Here is a 15,409-nt window from a genome sequence, read left to right on the forward strand (position 1 = left end):
GTATTTCTTGGTCATGGTGACTCCTCAATGGATATAGTTTCCCCTATTGAGGTGTCCGGGGTCATTAGACCAGCTCAGTGCTTAAGGCTTTTGTTCCGGGCTTTCACGCGTTGCTCTCGAATTTTGACCAGTTCCTCCCGCATTTCCCGATGCCTTTTCGAGTTGAGCATCAGCAGCCCAAGCAAAGGGAAAAGTATTCCAGTGGTGTAGGAGAACATGTGCGGCCTGTAGCCAAAGGTGAGTAGCACCGTGAGCAGGCTGATTATCAGCAATGCGACGATGATCCAGACACCCCAGGTCCTCCCCCGGATCATCATGAAATTACCGAAACACAGGACCACCGAGAGCGCGATGGCTGCCATCGCCGAGTAGCTACCCCGCTCGGAATACTCGCGAAAGTAAGTGCTGCTAGCCAATGAGATGGCGGCACTTATGGAAAATACCGCGAGAAAAAATGCGCCGATGAATGTTGGGAAATATCTGGCAAGGAAGGCTTGTAAGCCGTCGGTCTGCATCATGGTGCTAGCTCCTCGTAAAGACCGACCGCGATGCTTTGAACTGTGCCGCTGCCTACCAAACCGATAGATGCTCCCAGCGCGTCTTGTATCTGGGTGCGTGTGGCATGCTGTATTTGCGTGGGAGTAAAGCGTTTCGTGAGAGCGCCGGATTGCTGCTTTAGTTTTAGCAATTTGCTTGTGAGCTCCGGGTGCTTAAGCGTGAGCAACTCCTCCGTCAAAGCTTTACGCTGCTGTCTGGACAGGCCTTTCGACGTTTCATACCAGCTACGGCCTGTGGCTGCCTTACGAGCCTGTAAAAACCTGAGTGTTGTCAGTCCTGATGCACCAACTCCTAGCAGAGAAACAGCATCCAGAACGGGCGTAACGTTACGGTACCAGTTAGCGTCGTCCATCGAGTCGTTAGCTAATGGGTCGTCTGTTTCATTGTAGGTGCGCACCATTCCAATTACACATTGCCCGGTACTTGCAGTCGCAGCAGCAACCCCAATCCCCGCAACCACAATACTAGCCCCCGCCGTAAACGGCACCGCCACCGTTCCGCTGAACACCACGAGCCAGCCCAGTATTGCGCCAGCGCAGGACAGGGTGGCGCCGACCGCTTCCTTGACCACGCGCGATTCACGCGGGTTGTTTTGCACCTCGTGGGCAAACTGGGCGGGAGCGATGTATTTCTTGGCTTCGCGCAGGATGATGCGCTTGGGCTGGATGCTGCAGATGGGCGTGAATTCGCGCAGTGTGACGACGTTGAAATCAGCGTCTATGTAGACCACGCCAGCACCCACGATGCCGGGGTCGGCATCAATCGCGGCGAACAGCCGGGGCAGGTTTATGCGGCTTTCGATGCGTTGGCGGGCCAGGAATTGAGAGGGGTTGTTGCTCAGTCCGGTGAGAATCTGGGTCATGTTGTTTCTTCCTTGTCATGCACGATAAACCACCAGCAGCCCCCTCATGCAGAGAGGGCCGATGGCGGTTATCGATTACAGCGACAGCCAGTCAATCAAACGTTAGGGCAAGGAACCGGAGCCCAGTCGCCTACGTCAGGGCTTTTGCACATGCCCTCAACCTGGCTTTTACCAGCGGTGGCAACCTTGTCGCTTTCAGCCTGCTTGGCTTTGGCGTCGACCAGGGTTTTCTCGGTCTTCACGGCTTCTTGTGGAACGACCGGCAGTTTGGCTTTCGCTGGCTGCTTGGTCTTTTTCTTGGTGGTCGCTGCGGCAGCTGGAGCGGCGTCGGCTGCAGCCACGGTTGCTACGTCGGTGCGCTGTACGCCGACTTGTTGCAGGTCTTTTTCGTAAGCCTGGGTGTAGTTGCTCAGGTCTTCACTGGCACGACCGTTTACGGCAGTGATCAGGTCGTTGGACTCTTTCAGGCCCGATACGATTTCCGCCAGGCGCTTACGGCCTTCGGTGTCGTTGATGGTCTTGGCTTTGCGGGCCGTCATCAGGTTGGCGAACTGCTGCTGGTAGCAGGACTGCGAAGCACGAGCGTAAGCAGTGCTGCGGTCGATGTCAGCGGCGCTTTTGTTGATGTCGCCTGCGTACGAAGCGATACGCTGCTTGTCATCGGTGATCTGCTTCTGACGCTCGGTGTAGTAACCGGCTGCGCCGCCGACCAATGCCCCGCCCGCTGCGCCGATGGCGGCGTTGCGGCCACGCTTCTCGGAGTCACCGGTCAATGCGCCGGCCAGTGCGCCACCCACAGCGCCCAATGCGGCACCGGTAGCGACCGATTTGGTCATGTCCGAATCAGTGCTGCGCAGGTGTTGTACCGGCTCGTAGCATGTCGGGTAGTACTCGACCTTGGTGGTCGCGCCTACTTTGGACACTGGCGAGCTGGCGCAACCGGTAAGAATGACCGCGCCAAAACCAGCCGCGGTCATCATCAGAGCGCGACCAGTGGAACGGGTGAGCAGGGGTTTACGGGACAAAAGCATATTTGCGTTCTCTTCTTTAGTTTGGACTAGCCCGACGCGGCTTACAGCCGCCCGAGTCCCCTCTGTATTTGCAAGACTACGACGGGTCATTGCTGACCTGCCGATGCAAGCAATTCCTTCAATATCGCCGCCGGATCGGCCCGCTTTTGCTGGCGGTAGTTACCGACATGACGCACGAATAGTGTTGCCCGTGTCACCAGACTCTTGCCGATGATCGGTTTGCGATTGAGTTCTTCCTTGATGCGTTGAAATTGCGCCTGGATCACCGCATCGGTGTAGCGGGTGCCGGTGGCCAGGTTGTCGATGTAGATTGCAACGGCGCCATCCAGCGCGTTGCGCCCGTTGTCCAGCGCTGTGCCGAACAGCTTGGCGGTCGCCTCATCCTTGGCGTCCAGCGCCTGCTGCTGGCTCTTTTTCAGATTGGTCAGCCGGATGTTGTAGTTGCTGATGGTCTCGGCCACCAAGGCCGCTGACTGGATCAGGTTGCCTGCGGCCTCTTCGCGCTGTCGGGCGATCAGCGAGACGTTGCGCTTGAGCTCTTCGTTGACCAGGCCCAGCTCGGCTTGCAGGCGCGGATCGGCGCTGGCGGCGATGATGCTGTCCAGACGCTTGGTCGGATCCTGAGCGTCATCAATGGCGTCGGTCAGCGAGGCCAGACGACCTTCCTTTTCCCACTGGGTGAACAGCTCTTTGTAGCGTGAGCGGGGTGCCGACAACGCGCCAATGGCAACGCGAAAACCGGTGGTTTCATTGCTCTGTTCGGTGCCGTCGGCGGCAAACAGCGGGTACTCGCGGCGCATGCCGGTAAACAGCGTGCCTTCGCCCTCAAGGTAGTTGCCACCTTTGGCAACGAAGCCGCCGTAGGTGCCCTGGCGACGCCCGGCATGAACCAGTTGGAAAGACTCCTGAACCATCTCCGCCGCGTTGCCGATCACGTCGAACATGCCAATAGGGTTAGGCAGTTTGGTGCCAATGGGCGTCAGTCTTGCGGCCTGGCCGGTACCGCCCGCCACCTGATTGAAGACTGCCCAGTCTGCGAGCGGGCCGTCGCTTTCGCTTCCTTCAACACGACGAGGGAACAGCCGGGCTTCTAGCTCCTGCCGACTGACCGCCTGACCGCCACGCGCCGCGAACTCCCATTCCACTTCAGTGGGCAGGCGAACGAATCCGATGCCACCGTCCTCGACGTCGTTACCGCGGCCGCTGACTGGCAGCAGGTCGCGATGGTTTTTCATCAGCCAGGCGCTGTAGACCGCCGCAAAGCGTTCGGCTTCGAAGCGCGACAGTTTGACCTTCGGCAAGCGAGCGGCCATGCCTTGGGGCTCTTCGCATGCCGGGGCAGGTTCACCGCTGGCCAGCGACTGAGCCTGAGCCATGACTTGTGCGTATTGACGTGCCGTGACCTCGTACTTGCCGATGAAGTACATCATCGGCTTGAGCGGCGTGCCCTTGTCGGTTTTGGGCAGTACCGGGCCAATGGTTTTGCCCCAGTCACTGGACAAGTCCTTGAGGGTGAACTGACCGTTGATGAAGTCGCGCCGATAGCCGGAAATAAACGACTGTTTGTAGCCAGGCTCGCCTTCGCTGAACGGATAGCCGAGGCTGATTTCGCGATCATCCAGGCTGCCTTGCGCGAGGATGTAAACGTAGCGAAAGACCATTTCGCCGTCACAAGGCAGCGGCAGGCTGACGTCATCCGGCAGTGGCTTGGGGTTGTCCAGTTTGTCGGTATCGTCGGCCAGCACCTGACCGGCCATACACAGCGACACAACAGCCAAGGCCAGCGCGGCTTTGCGAAACTCAAACATCTCGAATTCCTTCTGAAGCTTCAATTCGGGCCACGCGCCAGCCGCCCATCGCCGCCGCGCTGAGGCTGGCACCGAGCACCGCGAGCAGGGCGACGAGGTAGTGAACAGGTAACAGGTGACTGGCGTACTCGTTGGTTGCCTGCGCGAACAATCGGTTCAGTCCAGTTTCGGCCAGGCCATACACGCCGGCCGCGAGCAGGGCCGCCAGCCCGCCGCTGTAGAGAGCCTGGAGCACCACGAACAGCAGCAGCGCGCCGGTACTGAAACCGAGCAAACGCAAGACCGATAGCTCACGCCGCTTACGCTCAACGGCCGCCAGCGCCCCGGCGAAAATCGCGGCGAATGCACCGGTGACGGCCAGCCCGGCAATGATCCAGAAGGTGATGGACAGGTTGTTGCTCAGGGACCGAACCTGATCGATGGCCTGTGCCTGAGTTGAAACCAGTTGTCCGCTGTCAGCGAAATAGCGGCGAAGGGATTCGACGCCATCGAGGTCGTTTGCATACAGCCGGAACGCCGGGTAGACCCGCTTTTGCGCAGACGTTGTAGGGTCGCCTGACCAGCCCAAGGCTGTGACTTCACGGCCGTCGCGGTAATCTTCGGCAGCTTCCAGCAGGCTCAGCGTTGCGAACATTGCATCGCGCTCGAAGGCTGCCAGAGGCAACACCGCCAGCACTTGCAGACGAGTGCGTTGCACCTGTGCCTGACCGGCGACTTGCCGGGTGAAAGAGGCGTCCAGCCAATCGCCCGGTTTGCTGCCAAGTTTTTCCGCAGCGGTGTGACTGAGGACCACGCTGTTGATTTGCACTGGCACTTTCAGACCTTCCAGCAGCGGGTCACCGGCCGCCGTGGGGATCATCTCGACGTTCACCGCCGGACCTGCCGCCTGGCTGTTCAAATCTGCGGTTGCTGCGATTTGTCGGGTGCGCGGTATGGCGAATGCCACGTCAGGCCGTTGTGCCAGGAGTTCGACGAAGCCTCGGGTGAAGCGGCCGCCGCCCATGGGGATTACTTCGCGCACGCCGGGATCTTGTTCCAGACGTTGGGTCAGGCTACTGATCAGGCCGAACTTGAGGCCAAACAGCACTAGCAGCGGTGCGATCACGGCCACCAATGCCAGCACGGCACAGGCCGAAAGGCGTGCATCGGCGCGGTAATCTTGCCAGGCCAGGCTGGCCACTAGAGAAGGGCGCATCAGCGGGCCTCCTCAAGGGTTGCCGTGACACCGCCGTCCGGGTCGCGTCGGCAAGCAATCCGCAGGCAACGCAGGCCGTTTGTACGAGCCAGTGTTTCGTCGTGGGTGGCGATCACGCAGCAGGTCTGCTGATCTGCCGCGCCTCTGAGCAGAAGCTGCATGACCCTGTTGGCATTGAACGGGTCCAGTGCGGCGGTGGGTTCATCGGCCAGTACCAATTGCGGCGAGTGAGCCAGCGCACGGGCGCAACTGACTCGTTGGCGCTGCCCAACGGAAAGCGAAGGTGGCTTCTTGTGCAGTTGGTCGGCGATTTCCAGTTGCTCGGCCAGGCGCTGCACGCGGCCGTCGTCCTTCAGGCCGAGTAACTGGCGGGGCAGGGTGATGTTGCCGCGCACATCGAGATAGCTCAGCAGGCCGCCGGTTTGCAGTACGTAACCCAGATGACGGCTGCGCAATTGCGCCAGGTGGTTCTGCTGCGCGTTACGCCACAGGCCGCCGACGTCGAATTCGCCTTGTGACGTCGAGAAGTCAAAACGCTGGGCATGATCCGGCGACGACACCAGCGCCAGCAGATCCAGCAGCGTGCTCTTGCCACTGCCGCTTGGCCCAAGCAACGCCCATTGTTGTCCGGCAGTCAGCTCCAGGCGCGGAATCACCAGGCTGTAACGCTGGCTGCCCGAGCCTCGCGTCTTGCGCACATCTCGCAGGCTGAGCATCAAGGCAGCGTCGACAGCGGGACGCGATACAGCGCGTCGCCCGGCTCGGCGTCGCCGAACCGGACCCAGTTGGCCAGATCATTGTGGAAGGTTTCGTATAGACGGATTTTCGAATCCAGTTCGTCGATGAAGTCTTCCTGTTCCGCCACGCTCAACGACAGCCACAAGTCCTGAGTCATGCTCAACGCCTTGCTGCGATAAGGCAGGCCATCAAGGTATTCACCGAGGACGCCGCCTTCGGCCAGTTTTGCGCCTTTGCGCAGTGCCGAAGGATCACGACTCATGTAGGCGCTGGCGCTGGCGATTTCCTGGAAAAAGTCCTTCGGTGATGTCTTGGTTTTGCGAGCGGCATCAACGATCAGCTTCAGGGATTGCTGCAGGTCGTTGAGCTGCAACTTGGTCAGCATGACGCAGACCTGAAACGCGGGCAGCGTCGGGTTGGTCAGGTCGCGGTCTGCGGCCCAGGCGCTGACCAGTTGCGGGGCCTGACTCGCCGATTTACGCCCAAGGAAATCCATGTGCATCGCATAACCGATGGCCGCTGACTTGTCGGCAACGCTGGGCGCAGCAGCCAGATTTGGCACAGCCTGCGGTTGGTTGCTGCGTACCTGATGCACAAGGTCGGCGAATACCGTGCCGATCTCATCGACTTGCGCGCCGAACTTACCGACATCGCCGCCCGCGACGGGGATGTAAAGATCGCCGATTTTCGGGTTGGCGTCGGCGGTCAGCGTTCGGTATTGCTGCTCGGCCTGCGCATGGTTTTTTTTGCCTGCGTCAGTGCGCAAGTGCAGCGCATAGATTTTGATCTGCTTGCTCAGCGCCGCCTGACGGACCTCCGCCTCGTTCATTTGCGTGCTGCTGTAAGGGTCGTTTTTGCGCAGAGAACCGGCATCACTAACCAGCAGGATCAAGCGCCCGCCGTAACCTGACCAATCCATGTCGTTGACTGCCCGCATGACCCCCGCGAACGAATCTTCGTTGAAGGAATGGCTCGATACCGAGGTTGCCTTGACCTGACTGGCCAGTTGCATGAATCGCTCTGGATCGCGACCCTGATCAAGGGTGATCAGGGTTTTACTCAAGTATTCCAGTCCAGGGGTCTTACTGACATTGTTACGAAACCCGACCATCCCGAAGCTGACATTGTCCAGCTCACCGCGCTGAGCGATCTTGCTCTGCAGTTCGTGCACGACGGTGCGAACCTGATCGATGTAGGGCTGCATCGACACCGACGTGTCCACAACCAGCACGACTGCCGTGCGGAAGTTGTCGGTGCTGGCCTGTGGTTTAGCGTTCGCGCTATCGGCAGATTTGCGTTGCTCGCTGCCGGGGTCGATGGACGCCACATTCAACAACTGAACAGGCTGGCCGTTTTCATCGAAGGTTTCCCGGGATTCGAAAATCGGCAACAGGTAGAACTGATCCGGCGGTACTGCGCTGGCGCTGGGCTCCAATGCCAGCACCTGCTGGCTATCGTCCGGGTCGTTTTGTGCCTTGAGCAACAGGTTTCTTGCGGCGGTGGTGTTGCTCAGCATGTTTTCCAGTTCGCCGGGCTGGCGCAGGAACATCACGGGTGAACGGCCGGAGCGCTCAGTGAATTTAAGCACCAGGCTCTGTTTCCAGTCGCTGATCTGGGCAGCAGGCAGCCAGCCCTCGCTGCGACCATCGCTGGCAGGGCCGACGCGTAGCCACTGGGTGCCATCGACGGTCTGGCGCTGATAAACGTAAAGCACAGAAAACGACGGTAATGGTTTGTTTGGCTGACCACCCGGTTCGCTCGCATAGCTTGCGCCGGGCTTGCTCAACACACGCTGAAACAGGGTTTTCTTGCCGGGCATCAGCAGTGGGCGCTGTCCGCCATCAGCGTTGGCCGCAAGGGCCGGATCCACCGCTGACGATTGACCGACAGGTGCTGTGTTTGCCGCTGAAGAGCGGGGTGTTGTCGGTGTGTTATCGGCCTGGTTCATTTCCGTTGAGCTTTGCGAACTCATCCACCAGTAACCGCCGCCTGCCAGGCCCAAGGCAGCAGCAATGGCGACACCGAGCAACGCCAGCATCGGGCCTCGACGCTGGCTGGAAGCCTCCGTCTTTTCTGCTGTCGGTTTTGCCTGTGGGGGCGGCGGCGACGTTGGCGCGCTGCGCGGAATCTCGATGGACTCCGGGGTGATTCCGGCCAGATCAAGACCTGCCTGTGGTGGAATCGGTAGTGTTTGAATGAGCGTGCTTTCAGTCGCTGCCGACGGCAGGTTATCCAGCGCTGCAATCAGTTGCTCGGCATTGGCAAAACGCTCCGCCGGGTCCTTGGCCAACAGCCGACGCAGAATGTCCTGATAGCGGTCATGATGGATTGGCAGCTCTGGCAACGGCTCGGTCAGGTGGGCCAGCGCAGTGGAGAGTGCGTCGACGCCGGTGTACGGCAGCCTGCCGACGAGGATCTCGTAAAGCACCACGCCCAGCGCATACAGGTCGGCGCGTCCATCGATGTCCTGCCCGCGAGCCTGTTCGGGGCTCATGTAGCTGGGAGTGCCCACGGTGAAACCGGCCTGAGTGAACTGCGTGCGGTCGTCCAGGGATTTGGCGATGCCGAAGTCCGACAGCACGGCTGTGCCGTCGGCACGGAACAGGATGTTGGCCGGTTTCACATCGCGATGGACCAGCCCTTGAGCGTGGGCGTAACCCAGCGCGGAGGCGATCTGGCGGATGAACAGCAAGCCTTGCTCAGGGCTCAGGCCCTCAGCGATGCGCTCCTTCAGCGTGCCATTGGGCAAGTATTCCATGGCCATGTAGTACAGCTCGTCTACATTGCCGATGTCATGGATGGTGACCGTGTGCGGATGCGACAACCGCGCGAGGGTGCGTCCTTCGCGCAGAAAGCGCTCGCAGAAGCTGGGGTCGGCGGCGAGCGACGCGGCCATGATCTTCAGCGCCACCTTGCGTTGCAGTGAACGCTGGGTCGCCAGATAGACCGTGGCCATGGCGCCTTCGCCAATCTCACCTTCTATGTCAAAACCGGGTATCAAGATATCCATGGATGCTTTCTTCAGTTGGCTTTGACGACGATTGCCGTGATGTTGTCGGGTGCACCACGCGTCAACCCGAGGTGTATCAGGCTGCGCACCACCTGATACGGGTCGCTGTGGCCAAGTACGTCGCGAATTTCATGATCTTCAGCGGTCTTGTTCAGGCCGTCGCTGCACAGCAGGTAGGTATCACCGGGGACGATCTGAAGCGGCACCATGGCCAGCTCCAGTCCTTCTTCCACGCCAATGGCGCGGGTCACGATGTTGGCGCGCGGGTGCACTCTGGCCTGTGCTTCGCTGAGCAGGCCGCTGTCCTGTAAGTCCTGGACGTAACTGTGATCACGAGAGAGGCTTTCCAGTACACCGTCGCGCAAGCGATACAGGCGGCTGTCACCGGCCCACAGGCACACGCCTTCGTCCTCTCTTACGGCGAGCAACACCAGCGTGCTGCCCATCATGCTCACGCCACGGGTTTTGGTTTCTTCGCGCACCGTCGCGTTGACCTCGGCCATCCGGGACCGCAACTCGCGGGTGTACAGCGACAGATCCTGCGACACCGGAATACCCCGCAGACTGTCCACGATCAGGCTGCTGACATAGTCCCCGGCGGCGTGACCACCCATGCCGTCGGCCACAGCCCACAGACCGTTGTCGGTCGCTTCCAGAAAGGCGTCTTCATTGATCTTGCGCACCATGCCGACGTGGCTGTAGCAGGCAGATTTATAGGTGATGCGAGACATCTAGTTCGTGGCTCCTTGCCCAAGCAGAAAACTGCCGAATTGCGCGGCGGCTGGCAGCCCTGTGCAATGCAGCAGGCCCGGCGCGATCTGTTCCGAGCCCTTGCCCCACCACAGACTCGCGTGGTCGCAGGCCTTGTCCACCAGTGCCGCGCTGCGCTGGGCAGGTTCCGTCGCGGCCATTCGCTGCAGGCCAGCGAAGTTGCCCACAGGCTTTCGTGGTGTGGCAGGCAGCGCACCCAGTGCTTGCAGGTTGCTGTCGAAGGTTTCGAAGCTGGCGCCTTCGTCCAGCGTCGAGAGCAGCAATGATTCGGTCTGTTCGAACCAGTCTTCAGGGCCGGTCACCACTGCGCCAAGGCTGTAATCGCTCGCCAGAGGTTGAGCGACGGTCAGCGGAAAATAACGCCCGACCCGATCAATACTCGGCATCAGCACACCCACCACGGCATCGGGCCCGCACACGCCGGGGGCCAGTGCGAAACGCCAGAGCGGGCTGACCAGATAAGCGTCCAGCCACTGGCTGCCCAGTTGCTGTTGGCTGGCGAGCAACCCGGCGGCGAGCCAGGCGTCCCAAGGCTTGATAAAACTCTGCGGCAGGCCACGGCTGACAAAATCGCCGCGGCTGGCCAGCTTGCCGTAAAACCCTGTCGTCATAACCGCTCCGGCAGGCTGAAGCCGCTGAGGACGCGACTCTTGAATGGGTTGAAAGCACTGTTGGCGCGCAGCTCGTAGGAGATGCTCGCGCTGTCGACCCGCAGGCGCAGATTGAAACGGTCCGGCGAGCTGCCCGCCACCAGATCCGATTGCTCCAGCAGACGGAACCAGGCCCAGGGGCCGTCCAGGGTAATGGCCGAGCGACCACTGGCCGATGGCGGCGAAATGGACATACGGACCACGCCGATGCTCCCGGCATTCGGCCATTGCATCGCCACGGGGCGGCTTGGGCCGTGGTCGTAGCTGATCTGCTGGCCATCAAGGTCGAGCAGGAACTGGGTAATCGAAGCATCCATGGCCACCGGCTTCAGCTCGAAGCGCACCATCGGTTGAGTTCCACCCGAACGGAAGAACGCATCACGGATCGCCGCAGCACGCTGAAAGGTCTGCAGCACGCCTGCATTGATCCCCAGTTTCTGTGCCGCACCGGGCTGCCAGCGCCAGGTGGAAGCCGATGTATCGACGTAAGGTTGCAGGTATCTGCGGAAGTAGTTGTCCATCACCCCGCCAACCCCGAAGAACTGGCCGAAGTCATCCAGGGTGGCATCGCGATTGCTGCCGGGCGACAGGGGATAACGCCCGCTCAGGGACTGGCGATAAACGTTGACCACTTCGCTCACCCAGGCGGCGTTCAACTGGTTACGCACACCGCCCATCATCGTGTTGGTGGTTGAGCTGACCACGGATTTGACCAAGCCCTGTACCAGAGGCGGTTGGCGCTCTGCCGTCAGGCTGACGCGTTGCGCTGCTGCCGTGGCCGAGTTTTTCGCTTCGCCAAGCAGTGCATCGCCGCTGGCACCGACCATGGCACTGACCTGTACATAAAGCGCATTCATGTCCGCCAGCAGACCGTCAATGGCAGCCGGTTCGCCTTCGCCCTTGCTGACCAGACTGTTGAGTTCGGCAAAGTGCGCACTGACCGGGTCTTCGCTGCTGACCGGCGTTGCGGTGTTGCTGGCCGGTGGTTCCTGACCCAGCAACGAGCCGAGCTTTTGCTTGAGCTGATCGACATTGCCATCGACTTTCTTGCCTTGAGCAGCGAGCAGTTTTTCTTCCTGTTGCAGGTCTGTTTCTTTGGCGACGGCCACCAGCAGTTTCTTCAAGGGCGAAGAAGGTCCGGAGAGGACGCGCAGCACGTCCGCGGCCTGCGCCACGCTGGTGATGGGCACGAAGTCGATGTCGGCGAGCAGGGCGTCCCAGTTTCTCAGGTAGTCCTGGAAATACAGACGCCTAACGTCAGCGGCCAGACTGGCAACATTCTGTTGATCAGCCTGATCGCGGCCCAGCACCCATTGCTCTTCTGCCAGCGTGCCCGCTTGCGTCAGGCTGGTGGCCAGAAAGGCTTCCCGATAGCCCTTGGCGGTAAAAAAGCCGCTCAAAGGATCGCCCAACGGTTTTCCACTCTTGCGCGCAAACACCAGTGGCGCATCGCGACCGGCCGCCTCACTGAGGCGAAAGTCAGCGACCCCTTCGGGCAGTTTGTGTCGCTTGACCCGGTCATAAACGCGTTGCGCAACGGGCAACTGTTGCAGTTGGCGGCGCAGGTCGTCGATCAGGCGCTGGTCCAGGCGTGCGTTAGGCGGGTGGCGCTCGAACAGCGCCTGCAGATGTTCACCCAATTGCTGGCGTTGTTCCGGCGGCAGGTCGCGGGGCAGGTTTTGGTCCCAGTCCAGAGCAATCCATGCCTTGATGAAGTCAGGGTCGTAATGCTCGTTGTCGGCGAGCATCAGGTAGGCCTTCAGACCTTCGTACAGGTAATCGGAACTGCCACCGCTGTGGAGTTGCTCTTCAATGCGCGTCACCAGGCGTGGTGCGAAGACCGCGATGAGGAGTTTGCGATAGACGCTGCCGGACTCTGCCTCAAGCATGTCGCCTTGATAAAGCCCCAGCCCCTCAGACCAGTCCGGTGCGTCACCTGCCAGATGCTTGACCGCATTGAGCAATGGCAATACCGCCAGCACATCGCGTTGTGCCGGGCTCAGGTTTTGTACGCTTTGGCCCAAAGGCGCGACCTTCTGATCGACCTGAGCGATGTACGCCTGGTTGGCGCGATAACTGACCCACCACAATGCACTGACCGTCAGCACCACCGCGATGGTCGCTGCCAGAACCCCGCGGGCGATCCATTTGCGGCGCTGTTCGACTTTCGGGTTGACGCCCACCAGTCCCCGCTCGGCAAACGCCACGGCGGTGAACAGCTTGTGGATGAAATAACTGCGCCCGGTGCCGCTCTGGCGCGCCAGATGCTGGCGGTCCAGGCTCATGCTTTGGGCCATGGCGCCGATCAGGCGGTCAATCGGGCTGCCTTCCTGGGTGCCGCTGGTGAAGTACACCCCACGCAGCAAAGCACGGTCTTCGTAGGCGTTGGGTTTGAATACCCCGTCCAGGAAGCTTTGCAGGCAATCCTTCAACGCGCCGAATTGCTGAGGGAAGCCGTAAATCAGATCTCGCCGTGCCGGATCACGTTCTTGCTGCAAGCGCTCCACCAAACGTGCGTTGATTCGTTGCTCCAGCAGGGCGAATTCACTGAGAAATTCAGCCAGCGGACCTTGCGCGTTCTTGCCATCGTCGAGGGCGAAGGTCATCCCCCAGACCTGCTCCCGCTCTTCTTTGCTCAAGGCATCGAAGAACTCCATGAAGCCAGGCACCAGATCCAGCTTTGTCAGCATCAGGTAGATCGGGAAACGCACGCCGAGCTGGGTATACAGCTCTTGAATACGCGCGCGGATTGCAACGGCATGCACCTCACGCTCAGCATCAGTGCCGAGCAACAGGTCAGACAGACTGATGGCAATGAAAGCGCCGTCGATAGGACGCCGCGAACGCTGATTTTTCAGCAGGTCCAGAAAGCCCAGCCACGCGGCTTTATCGACCTGCGCATGGCTGTCCTGAGTGGTATAGCGGCCGGCGGTATCGAGCAAGACGGCCTGATCGGTGAACCACCAGTCGCAGTTACGCGTCCCGCCCACACCCCGAATCGCGCCCGCACCCATCTGCGCCGCCAGCGGAAAGTGCAGGCCGGAATTAACCAGCGCAGTGGTCTTGCCCGAACCCGGCGGGCCGATGATCACGTACCACGGCAGTTCGTACAGATTGCGTCGCTCATCGCCGCCCAGTCGGGCTTTCTTGAGCAGTGTCAGCGCTTCGTCCATGCGTTGGCGCAAGGTGGCGAGTTCTTCTGCCGTGGCGACACTGGCCGGGTCCGGAGCCTCTTGCGCAGCCAGGCTTTGCATGACTCTGGCGGCCTGACGACGCGCCTGAACGATGCGAAATACCCGGTACGCGAGCCACGCCGCGAACAGCAGGATGATCAGCGCCCAGCGACGGCCTTCCGGCACCAGGGCTTCGAGCAACGGACCGACAAACCAGATAATCAAACTTAACGCGATCAGTCCCAGAACCGGGACGATCCAGCGAATGAAAAAACCGAAAAACGCCTTCACTCGACCCCCTCCGCCAGAACAGTGATTTCTACCCGGCGATTCTTCGCCCGGCCTTCGCTGGTGTTATTCGGTGCCAGCGGCTCGGTGTCGCTACGCCCTTCGGCGGTAAAGCGCTGCGGCTGACCGGTTTTAGCGGCGAGAATCTGCAGCACCTGCTCGGCACGCGCTTGGGACAACGCCCAGTTCGAAGGGAAGCGCAGCGTGGCGATAGGGCGATTATCACTGTGGCCCGTGACGCGAACCTGGCCTTTGACGTTACGAATCGCGTCGGCGATGCGCAGCATCAGGGGCTGGTAATCGTCGACGATGCTGGCGCTGGCGGAAGCGAAGAGCTCGTCACCACGAATGGTTACCACCGAGCGATCCACAGCGTCTTCCACGGAGACCCGGCCTGCCTTGATTTCATCAGCGAGGAAGCCCGCCAGACGCGGACGCTCTACCAGCTTGGGTTGCACGACAGGACGGTCGATGGCCTGCACCGGAATTTCACCCAGTGCATGGATGTTCTTGAAGACCGGTTCGGCATCGGATGCCAGCTTCAGGCGCAGGCCGAAGAGCAGCAGTAACAGCAGCGCCAGGCCAATGGCTACGCCGACCCAAGGCGGCATGAATTGGGAAAGGCGATCACGCGCCACGCTCAGCCCGCGCCAATGAGGCGACAGCTCGCGTTCGTATTCACCCCGTGCACTGCGGATGGCTGCACTGGTCCGCTCACGCAAAGCGTCCAGCTGACTGCGACCGTCATTCATTACCCGATAGCGGCCCTCGAAACCCAGGCACATGCACAGGTACAGCAACTCCAGCAGATACAGGCGTTCGCGCGGGCTTTGCAGGCAATGTTCCAGAAGCTGAAAGACCTTTTCACCGCCCCAGGCTTCGTTGTGCACCGTGATCAGCAGGCTTTGTTTGCCCCACTCACTGGTGCTGCCCCAAGGCGTGCTCAACACTGCTTCGTCCAGCGCGGTACACAGCGCATAACGCGCCAGCAGCACCTCATTGCGAGCGATACCGGCTGCTTCGGCGTCCTGTTCGAACTGGCGCAGATAACCCAATAGTTGTGCGCGCAGGCTCGCCGGTGCGGGATGCGCGATGGTGCTGCGCAAGCGCGTGAGCAAAGCCAGCAATGGCCCGGCGGCGGACTCCAGCGGGTTCAGGCCTTGCGCCTTGCCGGTCAGCGCCGGGCCGGCGGGAGCAGCAGGTGGGGCCGTCGGTTGCTCCGGATTTACCGGCTGCGGCCCGCGTCCACCGGGTCGCGGCATGAACTGCGTGCGGTCATTGGGGGATTCAAACGGGTTCGAAGGATCGTCGTTCCGGGTCATCGC

General features: G+C 60.8%; 11 protein-coding genes. All 11 read right to left on the minus strand.

The window, feature by feature from the left end; translation table 11 throughout:
- Window positions 1-74 precede the first annotated feature (74 nt).
- The 11 genes from RX972_RS14645 to RX972_RS14695 all read right to left on the minus strand — a co-directional run bounded on the left by RX972_RS14645 (window position 75) and on the right by RX972_RS14695 (window position 15,406).
- The gene (locus RX972_RS14645; protein WP_316876380.1) at window positions 75-518 is read right to left on the minus strand and encodes a hypothetical protein; all 444 of its coding nucleotides are present in this window, start codon (window positions 516-518) and stop codon (window positions 75-77) included.
- Window positions 515-1,420, minus strand: a complete 906-nt coding sequence (locus RX972_RS14650) for an NAD synthetase (protein ID WP_027900019.1) — start codon at window positions 1,418-1,420, stop codon at window positions 515-517. Before RX972_RS14650 ends, RX972_RS14645 begins: the two co-directional genes overlap by 4 nt.
- A gap of 95 nt (window positions 1,421-1,515) precedes the next feature.
- Window positions 1,516-2,451, minus strand: a complete 936-nt coding sequence (gene tagQ / locus RX972_RS14655; RefSeq protein WP_099270311.1) for a type VI secretion system-associated lipoprotein TagQ — start codon at window positions 2,449-2,451, stop codon at window positions 1,516-1,518.
- An 86-nt stretch (window positions 2,452-2,537) separates the two neighbouring features.
- A complete protein-coding gene (locus RX972_RS14660; RefSeq protein WP_231676977.1) occupies window positions 2,538-4,259 on the minus strand; it encodes a formylglycine-generating enzyme family protein in 1,722 nt (573 codons plus the stop codon).
- Complete coding sequence (locus RX972_RS14665) at window positions 4,252-5,454, minus strand: ABC transporter permease (protein ID WP_316876385.1); 1,203 nt, start codon at window positions 5,452-5,454, stop codon at window positions 4,252-4,254. Before RX972_RS14665 ends, RX972_RS14660 begins: the two co-directional genes overlap by 8 nt.
- The gene (locus RX972_RS14670; RefSeq protein WP_316876387.1) at window positions 5,454-6,170 is read right to left on the minus strand and encodes an ABC transporter ATP-binding protein; all 717 of its coding nucleotides are present in this window, start codon (window positions 6,168-6,170) and stop codon (window positions 5,454-5,456) included. The genes RX972_RS14665 and RX972_RS14670 overlap by 1 nt, the downstream gene beginning before the upstream one ends.
- Window positions 6,170-9,202 carry a serine/threonine-protein kinase gene (locus RX972_RS14675; RefSeq protein WP_316876388.1) on the minus strand — a complete coding sequence of 1,011 codons (3,033 nt, stop codon included), beginning with the start codon at window positions 9,200-9,202 and terminating at the stop codon, window positions 6,170-6,172. Before RX972_RS14675 ends, RX972_RS14670 begins: the two co-directional genes overlap by 1 nt.
- 11 nt (window positions 9,203-9,213) lie before the next feature.
- Window positions 9,214-9,933, minus strand: coding sequence for a PP2C family protein-serine/threonine phosphatase (locus RX972_RS14680; protein WP_027900013.1), 720 nt, complete (start codon window positions 9,931-9,933; stop codon window positions 9,214-9,216).
- A complete protein-coding gene (gene tagF, locus RX972_RS14685; protein WP_316876390.1) occupies window positions 9,934-10,584 on the minus strand; it encodes a type VI secretion system-associated protein TagF in 651 nt (216 codons plus the stop codon).
- On the minus strand, window positions 10,581-14,087 hold the full coding sequence (tssM, locus tag RX972_RS14690; protein WP_316876392.1) for a type VI secretion system membrane subunit TssM: 3,507 nt from the start codon (window positions 14,085-14,087) through the stop codon (window positions 10,581-10,583). Before tssM ends, tagF begins: the two co-directional genes overlap by 4 nt.
- The gene (locus RX972_RS14695) at window positions 14,084-15,406 is read right to left on the minus strand and encodes a DotU family type VI secretion system protein (RefSeq protein WP_316876394.1); all 1,323 of its coding nucleotides are present in this window, start codon (window positions 15,404-15,406) and stop codon (window positions 14,084-14,086) included. The genes tssM and RX972_RS14695 overlap by 4 nt, the downstream gene beginning before the upstream one ends.
- Between the last annotated feature and the right edge of the window lie 3 nt (window positions 15,407-15,409).

Source organism: Pseudomonas syringae group sp. J309-1 (genome assembly GCF_032582135.1).
Taxonomy (GTDB): Bacteria; Pseudomonadota; Gammaproteobacteria; order Pseudomonadales; family Pseudomonadaceae; genus Aquipseudomonas; species Aquipseudomonas quasicaspiana.